This is a genomic window from Flavobacterium taihuense, assembly GCF_019351435.1.
Classification (GTDB): domain Bacteria; phylum Bacteroidota; class Bacteroidia; order Flavobacteriales; family Flavobacteriaceae; genus Flavobacterium; species Flavobacterium taihuense.
This window is the reverse complement of record NZ_JAHWYN010000009.1, coordinates 19,586-41,394: the sequence shown is the minus strand read 5'-3', so window position 1 is coordinate 41,394 and position 21,809 is coordinate 19,586. Positions and strand designations below refer to the sequence as shown.

The window sequence follows — 21,809 nt, the reverse complement described above, 5'->3', positions numbered from 1 at the left end:
TTGTTTTGTAGTTGCATTAACTCTTCATTTCGACTTCTTGCTTTTGTTTCGATTGTTGTTTATTTATAGAACTTTTTCCTAGTTATATTTTATTTAAATTTTGTACGTTAAATATGATAATATTATATAAATAACGTATTTAATCGATAAAATGTGTTTTTTTTCGATTTATAAGGATTCATTCACTAGATTAGATATAGTTAGAGATATTTAGTTTAATGCTTAATATCAATTAATTAACTTTTTGTAGTAAAGTAGTATGAAATTATTTTTTTAACGAATTTTAGATTACTATAATTTGCTGTTTTCCTCACGAATATTGATAGGAAAATCAATATTCAACGGCATAACCTTGCAGAAGATATAATAGTGTTTTATCAATAATTATTAGACTAAATAGAATGAATAGTCATTTATTAATGACAGTTATAAATATCAATTTCAGTTCTTTTTTAACACTATTCGACGATTTTATGAGCCAATTCAAAAGTGAATATAAATTTTAATACCCAAATCAAAATGAAAAAAAATCTACTTTTAATTATTGTTTTGTTGTTTATTGCACAAAAATCTTTTGGGCAATCGGCAAGTAGTTATGCTTTTACCGCCGTGCAAGGAAGTTATATTTCCCTTACCGGAGTTCCGGGAGTAGTTGATTCTTCACTAGGGGCAACAGCAGATACGGGAGTGTCTACGAGTATTACGCTGCCGTTTGCATTCACTTTTGCTGGCACATCCTATTCTGCAATCAAAGTTTCGCCTAATGGGTGGCTGAGTTTTGGTGCAGCTGCGGTTACGGATGCCCAAAACAGTGTCAATTCACTGGTAAATGCAGGTGTTGCAAAACCTGTTTTATTCCCTTTGTGGGATGATTTGATGTGTACGGTAAAACCAAGATATGTAACAACAGGAATTTTTCCTCATAGAAGATTTAAAGTCGAATGGAGTCAGCAAAAATGGGACGCTCAATCTTCGGGGGATGTAGTTTCATTTCAAATTTGGTTTTTTGAAACTACAAATGTGATTGAGTTTTTGTATAATCAAGGCGCTACAGCTATAATGAATGGTTCGGGTGGTGCTTCAATAGGTATTTGTGATGCCAATGGGAAATATTTAACGCTTAACAATTCTGGATCAGCACCCACTGCGGATTATAATACTTTTACGTCCAACATTAGCACTAAACCAGCAACGGGTCAAATTTATCGATTTACTCCTCCTCCAGCCACAGGATTGGAAGCTAGTAAATATTGTTTTTCAACAACAACAGCAACGTATCAAATTTTGGCAGGTGCTACAGATGTTGTGGGAATTACGGCATCAGAAGATGATGCCATTTCAACAGCTGTCACCTTGCAATTTCCATTTGCATTTGGTGGAAACGTTTACACCGATGTAAGGGTTTCCAGTAATGGGTGGCTCAGTTTTGGATCTGCTACGGTTACAGCTGCTCAAAATTATACAAATACTGTTGCTAATGCATCAGTATCCAAACCAATTTTGATGCCTCTATGGGATGATTTGCGATGTACTGTAAAGCCGAGGTATAGTACAACAGGAGTTGCCCCCAATAGAATATTTAAATTAGAATGGTACAAACAAAAGTGGGATTATCAAAACATGGGTGATGTTATATCATTTCAAGTATGGCTTTATGAGGGATCTAATAGAATTGAATATATTTATAATCAAGGTGCAGCTGCAGTAACTAATGCTTCGGCCACTATTGGTATTTATGATGCCAATAGTAATTATTTAACGCTAAGCAATTCAGGTACAAGTCCTACTGCTCAAACAGGAACATTCACATCTAATATAGCTACTAAACCTGCTTCAGGACAAGTATATCAATTTACGCCACCTCCTATAATATCTTATCCAGGGAACGCATATATTGCCATTGGAAAAGTTGGAGTTACACAAACTGGAGCTACTGGAGGTACATATACTTCCTCGCCTCCTGGATTGATTTTGAATTCGTCAACTGGCGAAGTAAATTTAGCTACAAGTGCAGGAGGTACTTATACCATAGTTTATACTGTGGCTGGCTGTTCTAATGCAACAGCGGTTATGACTATTTTCCCTTTGTTGCCCGTGCCTACAGCTACGGTTACAGAGGCCTCATGTGCAAGTGGTACTGATGGTGCTATTACCGTCACAAATATGAACAATGCTGTAAAATTTATTAGAGCCGATAATGATTATATTGATTTGGGAAGCCCTTTGTTGTCTAATAAAAGTGCTTTCACTATTGAAGGATGGATAAAATTTAATATTGCTGATGTTACTGGAAGAATGAGCTTGTTTGGGCAAAATGATGCTATAGAGTTTGGTTTTGCCAATTCAACAACTATAGAGTTATGGACAGCGGCAACAGGAGTTGTTACAGCGGCGCTTCCTGCTTCCTTAGGGGATGGTGCTTGGCATCACATAGCGGTGGTGGGAAATGGATCTATTATCAAAATATATTTAAACGGAGCTAGTGTTGCTGTAACAGGAGGAGTTGTTACTACCGCAAATTATGGCAGTTCCAGTTCTAATGCTAAGATAGGAAGTGGTGTTTATAATGCTACTGGGGATTCATTTACGGGTCAAGTAATGAAACTGGGACTTTTTAGTACAGCACTTTCAGCTGTTGAAATAACCTATAAGGCTATTGGGCCTACTACATATTCAGGTTATGAAGCAGGAATCATTGCGGGTTATAATTTTTTTATAGGGTCTGGAACTACTCTTTTTTCCTACCCTTCTGGAAACAACGGTACTTTTCAAAACACACCAGAATGGATTGATCCATATAATTATTATTGGCAAAAAATAGGAGATGCAACTTTTTCCGCTACTACTAAGAATTTAACTAATTTATCTCCTGGTGATTATAAAGTTACAGTTTCTTTAATTGGAGTAAGCAGCCCTAATGCAGCTATTTTTACTGTTGGGTCTGCACCTGTAGTCACTGCATTGGCTGGCTCTGGAGCAAATTGCACCAATACTTTTACGGCAAATTGGACGGCATCTGCAGGTACAATAAGCTATTCATTAGATGTTGCAACAGATAATGGTTTTACAACTTTTGTTTCAGGTTTTAACGATTTTAGTGTAGGTAACGTAACTAGTTATGTGGTAACAGGATTGCCTCCAGGAAATATTTATTATAGAGTTCATAAACACAGTAGTTGTGGAGAGAGTGCGTACTCTAATGTTATTACATATGCAACTTTACAAATAAATTCACCAACTGCTATAGATGCAACTGCTGTGTTGTGCAATGGCTTTACGGCTAATTGGAATACAGTTTCAGGGGCAACAGCTTATTATTTGGATATATCTACAAATTCGGCATTTAGTACTTTTGTATCGGGTTTTAATAACTTAAGTGTTGGGAATGTTACATCTCTTACAGTTAGTTCATTAGCGTCGGGGTTTACTTATTATTATAGAGTGCGTTCTTACAATGTAACTTGTGGTACAGTTGCTGCGCCGTCAAATATAATAGCAGTAATTATTAGTACTGGACCAACTGGACCAATTGTAGGATCGATACAACAAATTACATGTGCTTTGCCTGGAGGAAGTGTTGCTTTAAGCGGATTGCCAACTGGGAGTTGGACATTAAATTTCAATTCAGGAGAATCGTATTCAGGTAGTGGAGGAACCATAACCATTCCTGGCTTAGCGTCTGGAACTTACACCTGTGCAGTTTCTGAAGGGGTTTGTTTTTCAGCAAATTCTTCTAACATTGTTGTCAATGCATCTCCTATTTCGACAACATCATGGGATGGGAGTGTATGGTCTAATGGAACTCCGACAGTTTTAAAACATGTAGTTTTTAATGGAGGTGTAAGTGATGTTTTTACTGTTGGTTCCGATTTGAATATGTGTTCTTGTCAAGTAAATACGGGTTCTATCATTATTAATTCGGGGGTTGTATTGTCTATACAGGAAAGTCTTGATATTTCGTCCGCAGCCAGTTTAACTTTTGAGAACAATTCGAGTTTAGTTCAGGTAGATGATGCTGTTGTAAATACGGGCATTATTACCTATAAACGCATTGCTAAACCAATGAAAAATTTTGATTTTACTTATTGGTCATCACCTGTAAAGGATCAAGTTCTGAATGTATTGTCTCCAAATACTTGGCCTGATAAATATTTTAGTTATGCTAATAACAAATGGGTCGCCGAAAACGGGAATAATACTATGAATTCTGCCGGGAAAGGATTTATAGTTCGGGTTCCTAAACCAGATGTTGTTTATCTTAACGGCGAATATTGGTCAGGTGCGACTTATGAACAGCCTGTTCAATTTAAAGGAATTCCTTATAATGGCATTGTAACGATTCCTGTTCAACCATCGCAAAATAATTTAATTGGGAATCCTTATCCATCAGCAGTAGATGCCAAATTGTTTATGCAAAAGAATAGCTCGGTACTATATGGTGCTTTGTATTTTTGGACTCACAATTCGACACCCACAAAAAGCGGTGGTGTTTATAAATATACGTCAAATGATTATGCCACCTACAATTTAACAGGAGGAACTGTTGCAAATTCGGGAGGAGATGTTCCATCTGGGAAAATAGCTGCAGGACAGTCGTTTTTTATTGGAAGTAATGCTTTAGGAAATTTTGAATTTAATAATTCAATGCGTGTTTTGGGAAGTAATAGCCAATTTTTTAAGATTTTTAATGCTAAAGAATCCCCATCCGTCGTTGAAAATCGGGTTTGGTTGAATTTAACTAACGATGATGGTGTTTTTAAGCAATTATTAGTCGGTTATGTTGAAGGAGCTACAAACGGTTTGGACAATTTATATGACGGTATTAGTTTTAATGGAAATGCTTATGCAGACTTTTACAGTTTTTGCGACTCAAAAGAACTTTCAATTCAGGGTCGTGCCTTGCCTTTTAATCAAACAGATGAAATTCCACTGGGATATAAAACGAGTTTAGAAGGAACTTTTACTATAAGTATTGATCATACTGATGGGGCATTTGTTAATAAAGCAGTTTATCTAGAAGATAAGGTTGCCAATGTAATTTATAATTTAAAAGATGGATCTTACTCTTTTGCTACACTAATAGGGGAATTCAAAGATCGTTTTGTTTTGCGATACACTGAAAAAGTTGTATTAGATACTGCAAGTTTTGATAGCAATGAGAAATTAGTTATCGTGTCAGTAAAGAATCATCAAATAAAAATTAATTCTTTTACTGAAATGATATCTGCTGTAAAAGTATATGACTTGAGAGGAAGGCTTTTATATGAAAATACGGATATATCCGGAACTGAATTTATTCTTCAAAATTTAGCAGCAGCTAATCAAGTTTTAATAATAAACACTCAGCTTGAAAAGGAAAAATGGGTGGGTAATAAAATTATTTTTAGATAATAAATTTTTTAATTTTATAAAAAACGTCTTGACAACAAGACGTTTTTTTTGTTGATATGAATAATTTTATTACGTTTTTTTGTTTTATGTTATTATTTGTAGTTAAAATTTTATAATTTTTATTTTTTGATGTAATTCATCGATAAAATGTGCTTTTATTCGATTTATTCGATTTCATTTTATAAATTTGATTTAGTTATGAAAATGTATTTAATGCTTAAAACCAATTGGTTAGCTTTTGTTGATAAAGTAAGATAAAAACATTTTTTAGGTTACCATAACTAGGCTATTAGTCATTTGGATTACTCTAATTTATTAATAGTAGCTGGGAAGATTAAATGAAATGTTCAGCCATATAATTTCAATATTGATTAGAATATAATGGATGATATTATGTGATTTGAGTATAGTTATAAATCTCATCACTCTTTTTTTTTTTGAATATCAATAAGCTTATTACAAACTCAATAGTGAATATAATATCTAATACTTTACTCAAATGAAAACAATTCTACTTTTAATTAATGGACTCTTTTTGATTTCACAAATGTCCTTCGGGAATGAGCTAAGCACTCATACCTTAAAAACGATACAAGGGAATGCTATTTCGTTTAATAATGTTCATACTCCTGCTTATGCACCAATTATCGATGGTGTATTCATCTTTAATAAACAGTCTTTCAAGATTGAGAGCGCCAAAAAAACTACAATAAGAGAAAAACATAGAGTTTGGTTAAATTTAACTAATGCAGGAGGCGTTTTTAAACAATTATTGGTTGGTTATATTACAGGAGCTACAAATGGGTGGGATGATTTGTATGATGGTATTAGCTATGATGCAAATATGTATGCTGATTTTTACAGCATCAATGACGGAAAAAATCTTACCATTCAGGGGAGAGCCTTACCATTTTTAAATACAGATGAAGTGCCATTAGGTTATAGAACTATAATAGAGGGTACTTTTCAAATCAGCATTGATCATGTTGATGGTCTTTTTATCAATCAGGATGTATTTATTGTTGATAAAACTACGGGTACATGCCATAATTTGAAAAACGGTTCTTATAGTTTCACAACTTTGCAAGGAAGGTTTGACGACCGTTTTGTATTAGTTTATGTTGATAAAACGGTTGCTCCAACATTACCTGTTGTCGATGAGCCTGTTGTGACGGAGCCAGTTGTTAGTAATCCAGTTGTTGATGAGCCAGTAGTAACTGATCCAGTTGTGACCGATCCAATAGTAGTTCCAATTGTTGATGATCCAGTAGTAACTGATCCAGTTGTGACCGATCCAATAGTAGTTCCAATTGTTGATGAACCTGTTGTAACAGTTCCAGTGGTAACCGATCCAGTAGTAGTTCCAATTGTTGATGAACCAGTAGTAACTGATCCAGTTGTGACCGATCCAGTAGTAGTTCCAATTGCTGATGAACCTGTTGTAACAGTTCCAGTGGTAACCGATCCAGTAGTAGTTCCAATTGCTGATGAACCTGTTGTAACAGTTCCAGTGGTAACCGATCCAGTAGCAGTTCCAATTGTTGATGAACCTGTTGTAACAGTTCCAGTGGTAACCGATCCAGTAGTAGTTCCAATTGTTGATGAACCTGTTGTATCCACTCCAATAGTTGCAGTTCCTCACGGAAATTTGGATAAAAATGGGAAGGCAGTAATAGTTTCTGTCAATAATCGTCAAATAAAAGTGAATTCTTTTGATGGAATGATTCAAATTGTGATGGTATATGATTTGAAAGGAACGTTACTTTATGAAATGAGAGCTATCAATAGTGTCGAATTTGTTATTCAAAATTTAGAAACAGCTAATAAAGTTTTGGTGGTCAAAACGCAAGTTAAAAATGAGAAATGGTCAGTTAACAAAATTGTTTTTAGGTAATAGAATAATATAAAGGTTTTAAAAATCCCATCTTGTTAGTTCAAGATGGGATTTTTTTTGCGATCAACATTTTTTTGATATTAATTTCTTTTAAACCAATAATTAATCAAGTTTTGATTGATTCACTACATTTTTATTTCCATCAGTAATTACTAGTTTTCAATGCTTGGTGAGGTATTTACTGCCTGTAATGCTACTTTCAAAATGCGCTTAATGCAATTTGCAATATTTTCGTTTATTTCTTATTAATTAAATTTTAGATATGGATTTTACAATTAGAGTTGGCATTTTTCAATACACGATTTATCCTAGGCGATACATAAGAATATATGATTTTTTGTTTTAAAGAAAAGTGACCTTATGTCGTTTATATTTAGCTTCTTACTATTAAAAACATATAGGAAGTCTGTTTATAATGAGTACTCCGAAAGCGCAATTGCTAATCAAAAAATATTTTCAATGATTTGGAGTTTACAATTTCTTGGACACAGAAATAGGTTTAGTATTTATTGTACTTTATAGATACTTAAAACGATATATTCTTACAGCTGTATTTCTATTTCGAAATCAATTTCTTTCTTTTTTACACAACACAAATTGCTGATAATCAGATGTTTTGTTTTTTAGCGAATATAAAAGTGTTTTGACGATTTAATTATTGATTTTTGATAAGAAGGCATAACTTTAATACAAGTTTTGTTTGTAATGATTTGTAAAATAGATGTTTTAATTTTTAATAATTGGATATCATGAAAAAAAATCTACTTTTTATATTCTTTTCTGTTTTAATTCAAAATGCGGTCTTTTCTCAAAATATAGGTGATTTTAAATCAGTAGGTACTGGAAATTGGACTACTCTTTCTAGTTGGCTGTATTATAATGGTTCAGTTTGGGTTACACCAACGGTTCTTGAAGGATATCCAGGACAGTATACAGGGACGGGTGCTGTGCTTATCCAAAATGGTAGTACTATAAATATCGGTACCTCGGGGATCGCCACCCAGCCTATGGGCACTATTACTATAAGTGGGTCTTTAGTGTTAACAGGAGTAAATACTGGAGGCACTGGTACGGATTACAATTTTAATACAACGTCTATTGTTGTTACTCCATTATTAGGGACTATTACATTTATTAACAAGGTTAATTTGAAATTGCCCGCTAATGCTATTTTACAGGTAACTACAGACGCTACTCCAAATCCCGATTATTTTGGACTTATAGGGGATTGTAATCATAATCAAGACATTTACATTGGTACAGATACATATGCATATTGTAATGGTGGTGGATCTACGGGACTTACCTTTATAGAGGTTATGAATGGAGGAGGTTCCTTAAATGCCATTGCTACTTCAAATTCTCCCATTTGTGAAGGAGAAACCATTAATTTAGTTGGAAATTCTACTGGTGTTTCAGGTGTTACTGTTACATATACGTGGTCAATTAAAGACCCAAATAACATTACTACAACTACAAGTGTTCAAAATCCTATAATAACAAATGCTATAGCAGGAACTTATGTGGCTAAACTTACCTGTAATGTAATTTATAATGGGAATCCATATTCCAATTTTGAAAGTATTAATGTAATTGTTAATGCAAAACCAACTACTCCATTAATTACTGCAGGTAGTTCTACAACTTTTTGTGAAGGAGGTAGTGTTGTGTTGACATCTAGTGTAGCAAGCAGTTATTTGTGGTCTACTGGTGAAGTTACCCAAAGTATTACTCCTACAGTAGCAGGTAATTATACTGTAATGGTGACTAATGCAAATGGTTGTCAGAGTTTATCATCATTGGGAACAGTAGTAACCGTTAATGCTTTGCCTTTACCTCCAACCGGCATAGCCTCGCAATCATTTTGTTCAGATCCTTCAACTACTGTTGCTAGTTTAAGCGCAACGGGTTCTGGAATTTTGTGGTATGCAGTATCGAGTGGTGGCACTGTTTTAACAACGTCTACAGCTTTGGTAAATGGGAATCATTATTATGCAAGTCAAACGGTAAATGGTTGTGAAAGTGCCTCTAGATTTGATGTTGCTGTAACTGTAACTGTAGGAGCCCCATCGATACCTTTGGTTCCTTCTACATTAAGTCTTGTTTGTTCGGCAACTTCTTTTTATGCCAATTGGTCTGCCTCTTCCAGTGCAACAAAATATTATATTGATGTGGCTACAGACGCAGCATTTTCCACTATTTTGCCACTATATAATAATAAAGATCTTGGGAATGTACTCTCCGAAAATGTGACTGGATTGACGACGTCTTCAACTTTTTATGTTCGTCTTCAGGCGGTAAATAGTTGCGGCTCAAGCGGCTATTCAAGCGCTATAGTGGTTTCGCTTCCTACTACAACGTACAGTAGTGGATCATGGAGCAATGGAGTTCCTAGTGCTTCTAATAATAGAAAAGCAATTTTTGCAAGCAATTATTCAATAACTACAGAACTAGATGCTTGTTCTTGTCAGATTAATTCAGGAGTAAATGTAGTAGTTGGAACTCCGGGAGGATTAAATGACACTGCTATTTTAAAGCTCGAGAATGGATTGGATGTTTTAGGAACAGCTACCTTAACTTTCGAGAACAATGCAAGTTTAGTTCAGGTAAATGATAATGCGATCAATACGGGTACTATTATCTATAAACGAATTTCTGCTCCAATGAAAAATTTTGATTTTACCTATTGGTCATCACCGGTAAAAGATCAAGTTTTGAATATTTTGTCGCCCAATACTTTTTGGGATAAGTATTATAGTTATGCTAGTAACAAATGGGTAACCGAAAACGGAAATAATAAAATGAATCCTGCTGGTAAAGGGTTTATCATTCGAGTTCCAAAGCCTAATGTTACTTATCCCAACGGGGAATATTGGACTGGTACTACTTATTCGCAACCTGTAAAGTTTGTGGGAGTGCCGAACAACGGTATTGTTTCGGTTCCGGTGCTAGCAGGACAGAATAATTTAATTGGGAATCCATATCCATCTGCTGTTGATGCTGAAACGTTTATGGAAGATAATGCTTCAGTGATATATGGAGCTTTGTATTTTTGGACACACAATTCGGCTCCAACACAAACTGGAACGGTTTATAGTTATGCCTCGAATGATTATGCTGTTTTTAATATATCTGGCGGTACTGCAGCAACAACGGGAGGTTCCGCTCCATCTGGACAAATAGCATCAGGTCAGTCCTTTTTTGTAGGCAGTAAAATTGCGGGAAATTTTGTATTTAATAATGCTATGCGTATTTCTGCCGCTGGATCTAACAGTCAATTTTTCAAAATGAACAAAACTAAAAGAGCAGCAAAAATAGAAAAAAATAGAGTTTGGTTGAACTTAACGAATTCAGGAGGTGTTTTCAAGCAATTATTGGTTGGTTATATAGCAGGAGCTACAAATGGTTTAGATAATTTGTATGATGGTATTAGTTTTAATGGGAATTCCTATGTAGACTTTTACAGTGTTGATAATGAAAAGATGCTTACAATACAAGGTCGCGCTTTGCCTTTTGATCAAACAGATGAGGTTCCACTAGGTTATAAAACAAGTATAGCAGGAATTTTTGAAATTAGTATTGATAAAGTAGATGGTGCTTTGGTAGATCAAAATATATTTATCGAAGACAAAGTTACAGGGGATATTGTAGATCTTAAAAAAAGGTCTTATTCTTTTTCTACTGCTATAGGTATTTTTAATGATCGTTTTGTCTTGCGTTATATTGATAACAATCTTAAGAAAAATGTATTAAGTACTAATAAGTCTGATTTAGTTAATCAGTCTCTACTCGTTTCTGTTAAAAAACATCAAATAAATATTAATTCCTCCTATGAAATTTTGGACAAAGTGATGGTTTATGATTTGAATGGAAGACTACTTTACAAAAAAGAAAATGTAAATGACAAAGAATTTACTATTCCTGAATTTAATTTCAGTGAACAATTTCTAGTTGTTTTGGTTCAATTAGCTAATGAAGAATGGGTTACCAAAGAAATCATATTTAGTGAATAAAGGAACTGAAATCTTTTTAAAAACTGTTCGAATTGTAATATTTGAGCAGTTTTTTTTTGGTTTACTATTTTTTTATCATTTGCTCAATATTCCCTCCAAAAAAACCAGCATGCAACGAAATTGTATAGTTTGTTATAAAAAAATTAAGCGCCTTCTTTATGTTTTTATGTTTAGGCTTTTATTTTTTTATTAAGATAAATACTATTTATATTTATAAGTAATGTTTTTAATCGATAAAAAATGTTTAGATCTAATTTAATTTATTTAAATTAGATGTGTTCAAGTTTTTGAGTGCTAAAAAGCATTTTATTTTTTTGATTGGTAAAGTGTTGCAAATCTCATTTCTCATTCTCGAAAAATAATTAAGTACGATTTCTCGTTAATTTTATTTTATGGATTCAAGATAAAATCATTTTTGTAAGTTTATAATTTCAAATAATATTGAAAATCAATGAAATTCAGTTATTTAACTAAAGTTTAAGTGCGTTTTTGGAATTTCTTAAAGGAAAATAATTTTTAATGTTTAATTTTGCCACGTAAAAATACGTGTTTTTCAGCCTCGCCATAAAAAAAATAGGCAAAAAATATTTTTTCATTTTTTAAATGCGTATAATATTCAATATTTTTTCGTCATAATTAGAATACCCCCAAATACCCCCAAACTCTATGAAAAAAAATTTACTTAAAACCAAATTGAATCTATTTATATTTTTGTTTTTTGTTTTTTCAGGTATTGTAAATGCTGCCAATTTTAATATTAATTCCGCCGTGACTTATAGTGCAACTTATGCGGGTGCTGATATTGTTGTTCAAAATGGAGGGACATTTACGATCAATAGTGATGCTCAAATAAATTCAATCACAGTTAATACCGGTGGAACTCTTATTATTAATTCTCCTTTTACGTTAACAGTTGGTGTTGTTGCTAATACCGCTACAACACAAGTGGTAGACTTTCAAAATGGTTCTAATGTCAATGTTAAATCTGGTGCTACTTTGATAGTTTATGGTTTAATGAATAACAGCAATAATAGTGCGGGTATTGTATTTGATGGCGCCGTAAGTGTTAATGGGAATGTTACTGGAGGGCAAGGTTCAGTAATTAGCGGTTCGGGTACGTTAAATACAACAGGATCAATTACAACTGCCAATAATGGACAACCTGGTATTATTTTTGGTTCAACTGGTGATTGTTCCACAGGTCCATGTTCAGGTGGTAACTTGTGTAATTTTACAGGCTCTATTTCAAGCAATCAAACTATTTGCTCAAATTCAACACCTTCGGTGTTAACTAGTAGTACATCGGCTTCTTCACCAACCTACCAATGGCAAAGCTCTACAACTTCTGGCGGTGGTTTTACTGATATTAGCCCAAATGGAACTAGTGCAACTTATACTTTTTCTTCAACGTTATCTCAAACGACCTATTATAGATTGAAAATAAAAAGTACGTGTACTGCAGTTACGTCTGAAATAGCAATAACAGTTACACCAGCACCAGCAGCTCCAACAGGAACAGCAGCACAATCTTTTTGTTCGGGATCTTCACCAACAGTTGCAAATTTAGCAGCAACAGGTACAGCTATTAAGTGGTACACTACATCAAGTGGTGGAAGTGCATTGGCTACAACCACAGCATTGGTAAATGGAACACATTATTTTGCCACTCAAACGGTAAGCGGTTGTGAGAGTACTTCAAGATTTGATGTAACCGCAACAGTAAATACCACGCCAGTAGCACCAACCGGAACAGCGGCTCAGTCATTTTGTTCAGGAGCTTCACCAACAGTTGTAAATTTAGCAGCAACAGGTACAGCTGTTCAATGGTACACTGCATCAAGTGGTGGAAGTGCATTGGCTACAACCACAGCATTGGTAAATGGAACACATTATTTTGCCACTCAAACGGTAAGTGGATGTGAAAGTACGTCAAGATTTGATGTAACCGCAACAGTAAATACCACGCCAGTAGCACCAACTGGAACAGCAGCCCAATCTTTTTGTTCGGGAGCTTCACCAACAGTTGCAAATTTAGCGGCTACAGGTACAGCTGTTCAATGGTATGCTGCATTAAGCGGAGGAAGTCCATTAGCAACAACCACTACATTGGTAAATGGAACACATTATTTTGCCACTCAAACGATAAGCGGTTGTGAGAGTACTTCAAGATTTGATGTAACCGCAACAGTAAATACCACGCCAGCAGCTCCAACAGGAACAGCAGCACAATCTTTTTGTTCGGGAGCTTCACCAACAGTTGCAAATTTAGCAGCAACAGGTACAGCTATTAAATGGTACACTGCATCAAGTGGAGGAAGTGCATTGGCTACAACCACAGCATTGGTAAATGGAACACATTATTTTGCCACTCAAACGATAAGCGGTTGTGAGAGTACTTCAAGATTTGATGTAACCGCAACAGTAAATACCACGCCAGCAGCTCCAACAGGAACAGCAGCACAATCTTTTTGTTCGGGAGCTTCACCAACAGTTGCAAATTTAGCAGCAACAGGTACAGCTATTAAGTGGTACACTGCATCAAGTGGTGGAAGTGCATTGGCTACAACCACAGCATTGGTAAATGGAACACATTATTTTGCCACTCAAACGGTAAGCGGTTGTGAGAGTACTTCAAGATTTGATGTAACCGCAACAGTAAATACTACTTCATCAGCACCAACCGGAACAGCGGCTCAGTCATTTTGTTCGGGAGCTTTACCAACAGTTGCAAATTTAGCGGCTACAGGTACAGCTGTTCAATGGTACGCTGCATTAAGTGGCGGAAGTCCATTAGCTACAACCACTGCATTGGTAAATGGAACGCATTATTTTGCAACGCAAACAGTAACTGGATGTGAAAGTACGTCAAGATTTGATGTAACCGCAACAGTAAATACTACTCCGGCATCTCCAATGGCATCAGCTACATCGCAGCCTACTTGTGCGTTGTCAACAGGAACCATTACGGTTTCATCTCCTATAGGATTGAATTATAGCATAGATGGAGTAGATTATTCGAACTCTGATGGGATTTTCTCTGGTCTTGCAGTAGGTTCTTATACGGTAATGGCTCGAAATGGATCCTGTATTTCACCAGCTTCTGCACCTATTTCAATAAATGCACCTATCACCAATACTTGGAATGGAGCCAAATGGTCAAAAACAAACAGTGCTGTGCCACCAACTATAGATGATATAGTTGTTTTTAATGGAAATTACAGTGAGAATGTGGATATAGAAGGTTGTTCGTGTCAAGTAAATGCAGGTTTTACTGTAACTATCCCAAGTGGGAAAACGATGACTATCACAAATGCAGTAACCAATGGGGGAACTTTAATTTTTGAGAACAATGCTAGTTTGGTTCAGCTGGATGATGCTGCTGTCAATACGGGGTCAATTACCTATAGACGAATTTCGGCACCAATGAAAAACTTTGATTTTACATATTGGTCATCCCCAGTAAAAGATCAGATTTTAAATGTGTTATCACCAAACACTTTTTGGGATAAGTATTATAGTTATGCCAATAACAAATGGGTAACCGAAAACGGAAACAATAAAATGAATGATGCAGGCAAAGGGTTTATTATCCGTGTTCCCAAGCCAAATTCTACTTATCCTAATGGTAAAGATTACTGGACTGGAACAACTTATTCACAACCAGTTGAGTTTACAGGAGTGCCGTACAATGGAGTCATTTCGGTTCCGGTGTTAGCAGGGCAGAATAATTTAATTGGAAATCCATATCCATCTGCTGTTGATGCAGAAACGTTTATGGAAGACAATGCTTCAGTGATATATGGTGGTTTGTATTTTTGGACACATAATTCGGCTCCTACTCAAACTGGTACGGTATATAGTTATGCGTCGAGTGATTATGCTGTTTTTACTTTGCTCGGAAGTACTGGTGTAGCAGGAATTGCTGCTCCTGTAGGTCAAATTGCATCGGGGCAATCCTTTTTTGTAGGAAGCAAAATTGCTGGAAATTTTGTATTTAATAATGGAATGCGAATTTCTGATCCTGGATCTAACAGTCAGTTTTTTAAAATCACCAAAACCAAAAAAACAGTTAAAAAGGAAAAGAACAGGGTTTGGCTTAATTTAAGCAATGCAGGAGGTGCTTTTAAACAATTATTGGTTGGTTATATGGATGGGGCAACAAATGGTTTAGATAATTTGTATGATGGTGTTAGTTTTAGCGGGAATTCGTATGTTGACTTTTACAGTATTAATAATGAAAAAACGCTAACAATACAAGGTCGTGCTTTGCCTTTTGACAAAACGGATGAAGTGCCACTAGGTTATAAAGCGACTATAGATGGTGCTTTTGAGATTAGTATCGATAAAGTGGATGGAGCTTTGGCAAATCAAGCGGTTTATATAGAAGATAAGGTTGCCAATGTTATTTATAACTTAAAGAATGGACCTTATTCTTTTACGACTCTAAAGGGGACTTTTAATGATCGTTTTGTGTTGCGATATGCCGATAAGACTACATTAGGGACAGATAGTTTTGACACAAGTGGGAAATCGGTTATCGTATCGGTTAAGAATCACCAGATAAAAATTAATTCTTTTGAGGAAACTATTGCAGCAGTTATGGTATATGATTTAAAAGGCAGCTTGATTTATGAAAATAGCAAGGTGAGTAAGAATGATTTCATTGCAGAGAATTTAACAGCTAGTGATCAATTTCTGATTGTTTTGATACAATTAGAAAATGGAAAATGGGTAACGCAAGAAATTATTTTTCAAAATTAATTTATAAGACTTATATCTATTATCCCATTCTTATCCCATTCTGTTTGTTCAGAATGGGATTTTTTATGAAAAAACATGTAAGAATCTAAAATTAAGTTGGTTATATTAAATTAATCCGCAATTCTTTACAGTTGTGGGAAAAATAATTTTTTAATGATTACTTTTGATACGTAAAAATACGTGTTTTTGCTTTGTCGAAACAAAAAAAATGCCTACAAACAAAAATATTCAAAAATAAAAGCATATAGTATTTAGTGTTTTTTACCAGGTTATATCCCCAAATAAAATGAATAAAATTTTACTTACAGTTGTTGCCTTTTTTTCTTCTCAGGAGGATAAGGTAAAAAGAAAATTGTCGCAATTATTTCAAATTGATAGTTATAGTTGTGATTTTTATCAGAATAAAACAAGACATAAAAGAACTAGTTTAAATAAGTATTTTGCTTTTTTATTAATGTTTTTCCTTTCGGTTTCGTTTGCAAATGCTACGACCTATACATCATCACAATCTGGAAATTGGAACAGTGCTGCTACTTGGGGTGGAGTTGGTGTTCCAGGTACTGGAGATGTTGTTGTAATAATGAGTCATGCGATTACTGTAACAGCTAATGCTACATGTACTTCTTTAGAATTTAACGGAAATACACCTTCCTTATCGGTAAATCTTGGTATTTCCTTAACGGTAGGGAATACTACTACTGGTTCAATTGTTGTTGATTCATCTAATGGCAGTAATAGGACAGTTGCAATATCAGGGTTAGGAACATTGTCGTGTTTTAGTTTAACAGTTGGTAATAACGCTGTGCCTAGTTCTAATGCGACTACAATATTGACTTCTACCATTTCTTATTTTAACATAATTGAAAATTTAGGAATTGTTAGTAGAACAATTACATCTCCTTCAACTAGAACTAATAACTCCACTTTTAATTTGGAGAGTGGGATTTTAAATGTCGACGGTCAAATTACTACAACCAATCAAAATTCTGCTAATACCTCCACTTTTTCTATGGCGACTGGAGTAGCAACAGGAACTCTTCTGTTGGGGAATGCAGCTCCTTTTAATTTGACGCCTACAGGAACAAGTACTATTGCTTTGAATGGGACAAGTTCAAATGTAAATTATGATGGCCTAGCTCAGGCCGTTCGAGCAACTACTTATACGAATCTCACTCTTTCAGGTTCTGGAATCAAAACTATTTCAGCAACAACAACTGTCAATAATAACTTAACTGTTTCGGGGACTGCTGTACTCGCACCGGATGCTACTAACCGAATTTCAGATGCTGCAAAGCTTGTGTTTAATGGAGGAAGTTATTCTACAGGTGGTTTTAGTGAAACAATGGGAACTTTGACTTTAAACGATAATTCAACAATCGCATTAGGAGCAGCAAATCATACAGTAAATTTGGCGAGTAGCAACGGAGCTACTTGGGTTTCGGGTAAAATACTTACTATTACAGGTTGGACAGGAGCGTTTGGTAGTGCAGGAAGAAGGATTTTCGTTGGGAATTCAGCAGCGGGTTTGACAGCAGCACAATTAGCACAGATAAAATTCCAGAACGGAGCTGAAAATAGAGATGCTATGATCTTGGCTACAGGAGAGGTTGTTCCTGCTTTTTGCCCATTTGCAAGTAATGTACAATCAGGGACAACTCAGTCTATTTGTTATAATAGTAATGTCTCAGGTGCTAATATTGGTGGAATAACTTTTTCTGCTGTTCCTGTTGATAGTTACATAGCAGTAAATGTTATTGAAGGGGTGCAATATCGTATTGCTAGTACTGGCACCAGTAAAACTTTTATAAAACGGTTAACATTATTTAATGGGAGTAGCACAACTACCGCCTTAGCTACAACAAATGCTGCTTCTGCTACTTCTGCAGCTACCATTGATTGGACTGCCACTTTTACTGGAGTTTTGTATGTAGTTTTTAATAGTGCAAATTGTCAGACCAGTGCGCAAACAGATAATATAACGGTTACATACATTGGAGGGAATAATATTGCAGACAGTCAAACAGCTTTCGGTGCAGATTTTTGGATTGGGCATGTCTATAATTTTTCTGACACAGCAACAGTTGAACCTTCAGATGCAGATGCATTTGGTAATTATCTAGGTTCTTTTACACAAGCTAATACTGTTTCAGGATCAACTACTTCATTTACTCAAAATTATAATACAAGTGTTTCAACTACGACTTGTTTCCCTTTTACCGCAGGTGGTACTTCACAATCAGTTTATACTGAAACTTTTGTAGTTCGATATAAAATGAGATCAACACTTCCAGCGGGATGTTACTTTGTTGGAGTAACAGGGGATGACGGGGTACGGTTATATGTTGACGGGGTTTTAGTTTTTGATGCATGGACTCAACAAAGTGCTACTGCTTATGCAAATGTTTTGGTCTCTTTAAATGGAAATAGTGAATTGATTTTTGATTATTACGAAAAGACCGGAAATAATGTTTCTAATTTTACAATTTATCCAGCATCTTCTACTATAAACGCTCTTAACACTATCGTGACGAGTGGGCCTATAGTACGTTGTGTAAATACCGCAACGACATTAGATGGTTCGAACATTTCTTATCAAGGCGGAAATGCTAATCCATCTATTAAGTTTCAATGGCAGTCATCTATTGATAACTCCAATTGGGGTGATATCATTGGTGCCACTTCGGAAGATTATACAGTTCTTGGTACAAATCCAGCTTCGGCAACCAAAATTTATTATAGAAGAAATGTGACTGGTTCTAGTGCCAATTCTTCGACTTGTATCTATAGTACATCTTCTATTGCGATTACTACGAGTCCTAGCACAGCTCCAACAGTTCCAATATTAACAGCTGCCACTTCCATTACTTGTTCTAGCTTTATTGTAAATTGGAATTCAGTACCTACAGCTACAAGCTATAAATTGGATGTTTCAACAAATAGTGGGTTTTCAAGTTTTGTTGCAGGATATGGTGGTTTGGACGTTGGGCTAGTTACTTCAAAGAATGTTGTTGGGTTGACTAATGGTACTACTTATTATTATAGGTTAAGAGCTTATAACGGATGTGGTCCTAATACTAGTGGCAACTCTGCTTACAGTTCAATAATCACTGTGTCTCCTGTAGTGCCAACCGCATCATCACAAAGTTTTTGCGGAAGTTCAACAGTTGCTTCACTGACAGGTGTTGCGCCGTCAGGAAGTGTTGTTGATTGGTATTCTGCAGCATCAGGAGGAACAGCACTTGCATCAGGTACAGTTTTGTCATCGACTACTTATTATGGTGAATCAAGAAATACAACCACAGGTTGTGTAAGCACAACAAGAACGTCGGTTGCAGTAACAATAAATGCATTGCCAGTAGTGCCAACTGCATCATCACAAAGTTTTTGCGGAAGTTCAACAGTTGCTTCATTGACAGGTACAGCACCATCAGGAAGTGTTGTTGATTGGTATGCCGCAGCATCAGGAGGAACAGCACTTGCATCAGGTACAGCTTTGTCATCGACGATTTATTATGGTGAATCAAGAAATACGACCACAGGTTGTGTAAGCACAACAAGAACGTCGGTTGCTGTAACAATGAATTCTACGCCAGTAGTTCCAATAGCATCAGCTACGTCTCAACCTACTTGTGTGGTGTCAACAGGAACCATTACTGTTACATCCCCAACGGGAATGAATTATAGCATAGATGGAGTAGATTATTCGAACTCTGATGGGATTTTCTCTGGTCTTGCAGTAGGTTCTTATACGGTAATGGCTCGAAATGGATCTTGTGTTTCATTAGCTTCGGCACCTATTTCAATAAATGCACCAATCACCAATACTTGGAATGGAATCAAATGGTCAAAAACAAACAATGCTGTGCCACCAACTATAGATGATATAGTTGTTTTTAATGGCAATTATGGTGAAAATGTGGATATACGAGGTTGTTCGTGTCAGGTAAATGCAGGTTTTACTGTAACTATTCCAGGTGGGAAAACAATGACTATCACAAATGCAGTAACCAATGGGGGAACTTTAATTTTTGAGAACAATGCGAGTTTGGTTCAGCTGGATGATGATGCTGTAAATACGGGGTCAATTACTTACAGACGAGTTTCGGCACCAATGAAAAACTTTGATTTTACATATTGGTCATCCCCAGTAAAAGATCAGATTTTGAATGTGTTATCACCAAACACTTTTTGGGATAAGTATTATAGTTATGCCAATAACAAATGGGTAACCGAAAATGGAAATAATAAAATGAATGATGCAGGTAAAGGATTTATTATCCGTGTTCCCAAGCCAAATTCTACTTACCCTAATGGTAAAGATTCCTGGACTGGAACAACTTATTCACAACCAGTTGAGTTTATAGGAGTGCCGTACAATGGAGTCATCTCGGTTCCGGTGTTAGCAGGGCAGAATAATTTAATAGGAAATCCATATCCATCTGCTGTTGATGCAGAAACGTTTATGGAAGATAATGTTTCAGTGATATATGGTGGTTTGTATTTTTGGACACATAATTCGGCTCCTACGCAAACCGGTACGGTATATAGTTATTCGTCAAATGATTATACTACTTTTACTTTAACGGGTTCAACTATAACTGTACCAGGAGTTGACCCTCCCGCAGGTAAAATTGCATCGGGGCAGTCCTTTTTTGTAGGAAGTAAAATTGCTGGAAATTTTGTATTTAATAATGGAATGCGAATTTCTGATCCTGGATCTAACAGTCAGTTTTTCAAAATTGCCAAAACCAAAAAAACAGTAACAAAGGAAAAGAATAGGGTTTGGCTTAATTTAAGCAATCCAGGAGGTGCTTTCAAGCAATTATTGGTTGGTTATATAGATGGGGCAACAAATGAGTATGATAATTTGTATGACGGTGTTAGTTTTAGCGGGAATTCGTATGTTGACTTTTACAGTATTAACAATGAAAAAACGCTAACAATACAAGGTCGTGCTTTGCCTTTTAATAAAACGGATGAAGTGCCACTAGGTTATAAAGCGACTATAGATGGTGCTTTTGATATCAGCATCGATAAAGTGGATGGTACTTTGACAAATCAAGCGGTTTATATAGAAGATAAGGTTGCCAATGTTATTTATAACTTAAAGAATGGACCTTATTCTTTTACGACTCTAAAGGGGACTTTTAATGATCGTTTTGTGTTGCGATATGCCGATAAGACTACATTGGGGACAGATAGTTTTGACACAAGTGGGAAATCGGTTATTGTATCGGTTAAGAATCACCAGATAAAAATTAATTCTTTTGAGGAAACTATTGCAGCGGTTAAGGTATATGATTTAAAAGGCAGCTTGATTTACGAAAATAACAAGGTGAGTAAGGATGAATTCATGATTGAGAATTTAACAGCTAGTGACCAATTTCTGATTGTCTTAACACAATTGGAAAATGGAAAATGGGTAACGCAAGAAATTATTTTTCAAAAATAATTTATAATACTTATTTATATTATCCCATTCTGTTTATTCAGAATGGGATTTTTTTTATGTCAAAATAAGGTTTTCAGTGATATGATCTATTGTTTTGCGTAGTTGCAGAATAATTTAAAAAGGGATAATTTTTTTTATGTGAGAATTTAACATTGTTAAAATCATTTTATTATAATATAATTCTTATTTTAGTTTTTTAATATGAGTTTAAATTATTTTAGATGAAAGAATCATGACCAAAAGATTGGTCGCAAGAATCAATTAAAATATGCAAATTACATATGGCTGTCAAAAATCA

Annotated in this window: 5 protein-coding genes; all 5 read left to right on the top strand. The window is 35.3% G+C overall.

Annotation, left to right across the window (positions count from 1 at the left end; translation table 11 throughout):
* Positions 1–519 precede the first annotated feature (519 nt).
* Entirely contained in the window at positions 520–5,391 is a 4,872-nt protein-coding gene (locus tag KZH69_RS11520; RefSeq protein ID WP_219317596.1) for a RemA C-terminal-like gliding motility protein, read from the top strand.
* A gap of 499 nt (positions 5,392–5,890) precedes the next feature.
* Positions 5,891–7,285 carry a RemA C-terminal-like gliding motility protein gene (locus KZH69_RS11515; RefSeq protein ID WP_219317595.1) on the top strand — a complete coding sequence of 465 codons (1,395 nt, stop codon included), beginning with the start codon at positions 5,891–5,893 and terminating at the stop codon, positions 7,283–7,285.
* A 749-nt stretch (positions 7,286–8,034) separates the two neighbouring features.
* The gene (locus tag KZH69_RS11510) at positions 8,035–11,298 is read left to right on the top strand and encodes a RemA C-terminal-like gliding motility protein (protein WP_219317594.1); all 3,264 of its coding nucleotides are present in this window, start codon (positions 8,035–8,037) and stop codon (positions 11,296–11,298) included.
* A 666-nt stretch (positions 11,299–11,964) separates the two neighbouring features.
* Positions 11,965–16,059: a RemA C-terminal-like gliding motility protein gene (locus KZH69_RS11505; RefSeq protein ID WP_219317593.1), complete on the top strand. Its 4,095-nt coding sequence runs from the start codon at positions 11,965–11,967 to the stop codon at positions 16,057–16,059.
* A 286-nt stretch (positions 16,060–16,345) separates the two neighbouring features.
* Positions 16,346–21,511, top strand: coding sequence for a RemA C-terminal-like gliding motility protein (locus KZH69_RS11500; protein WP_219317592.1), 5,166 nt, complete (start codon positions 16,346–16,348; stop codon positions 21,509–21,511).
* The last annotated feature ends 298 nt before the right edge of the window (positions 21,512–21,809 follow it).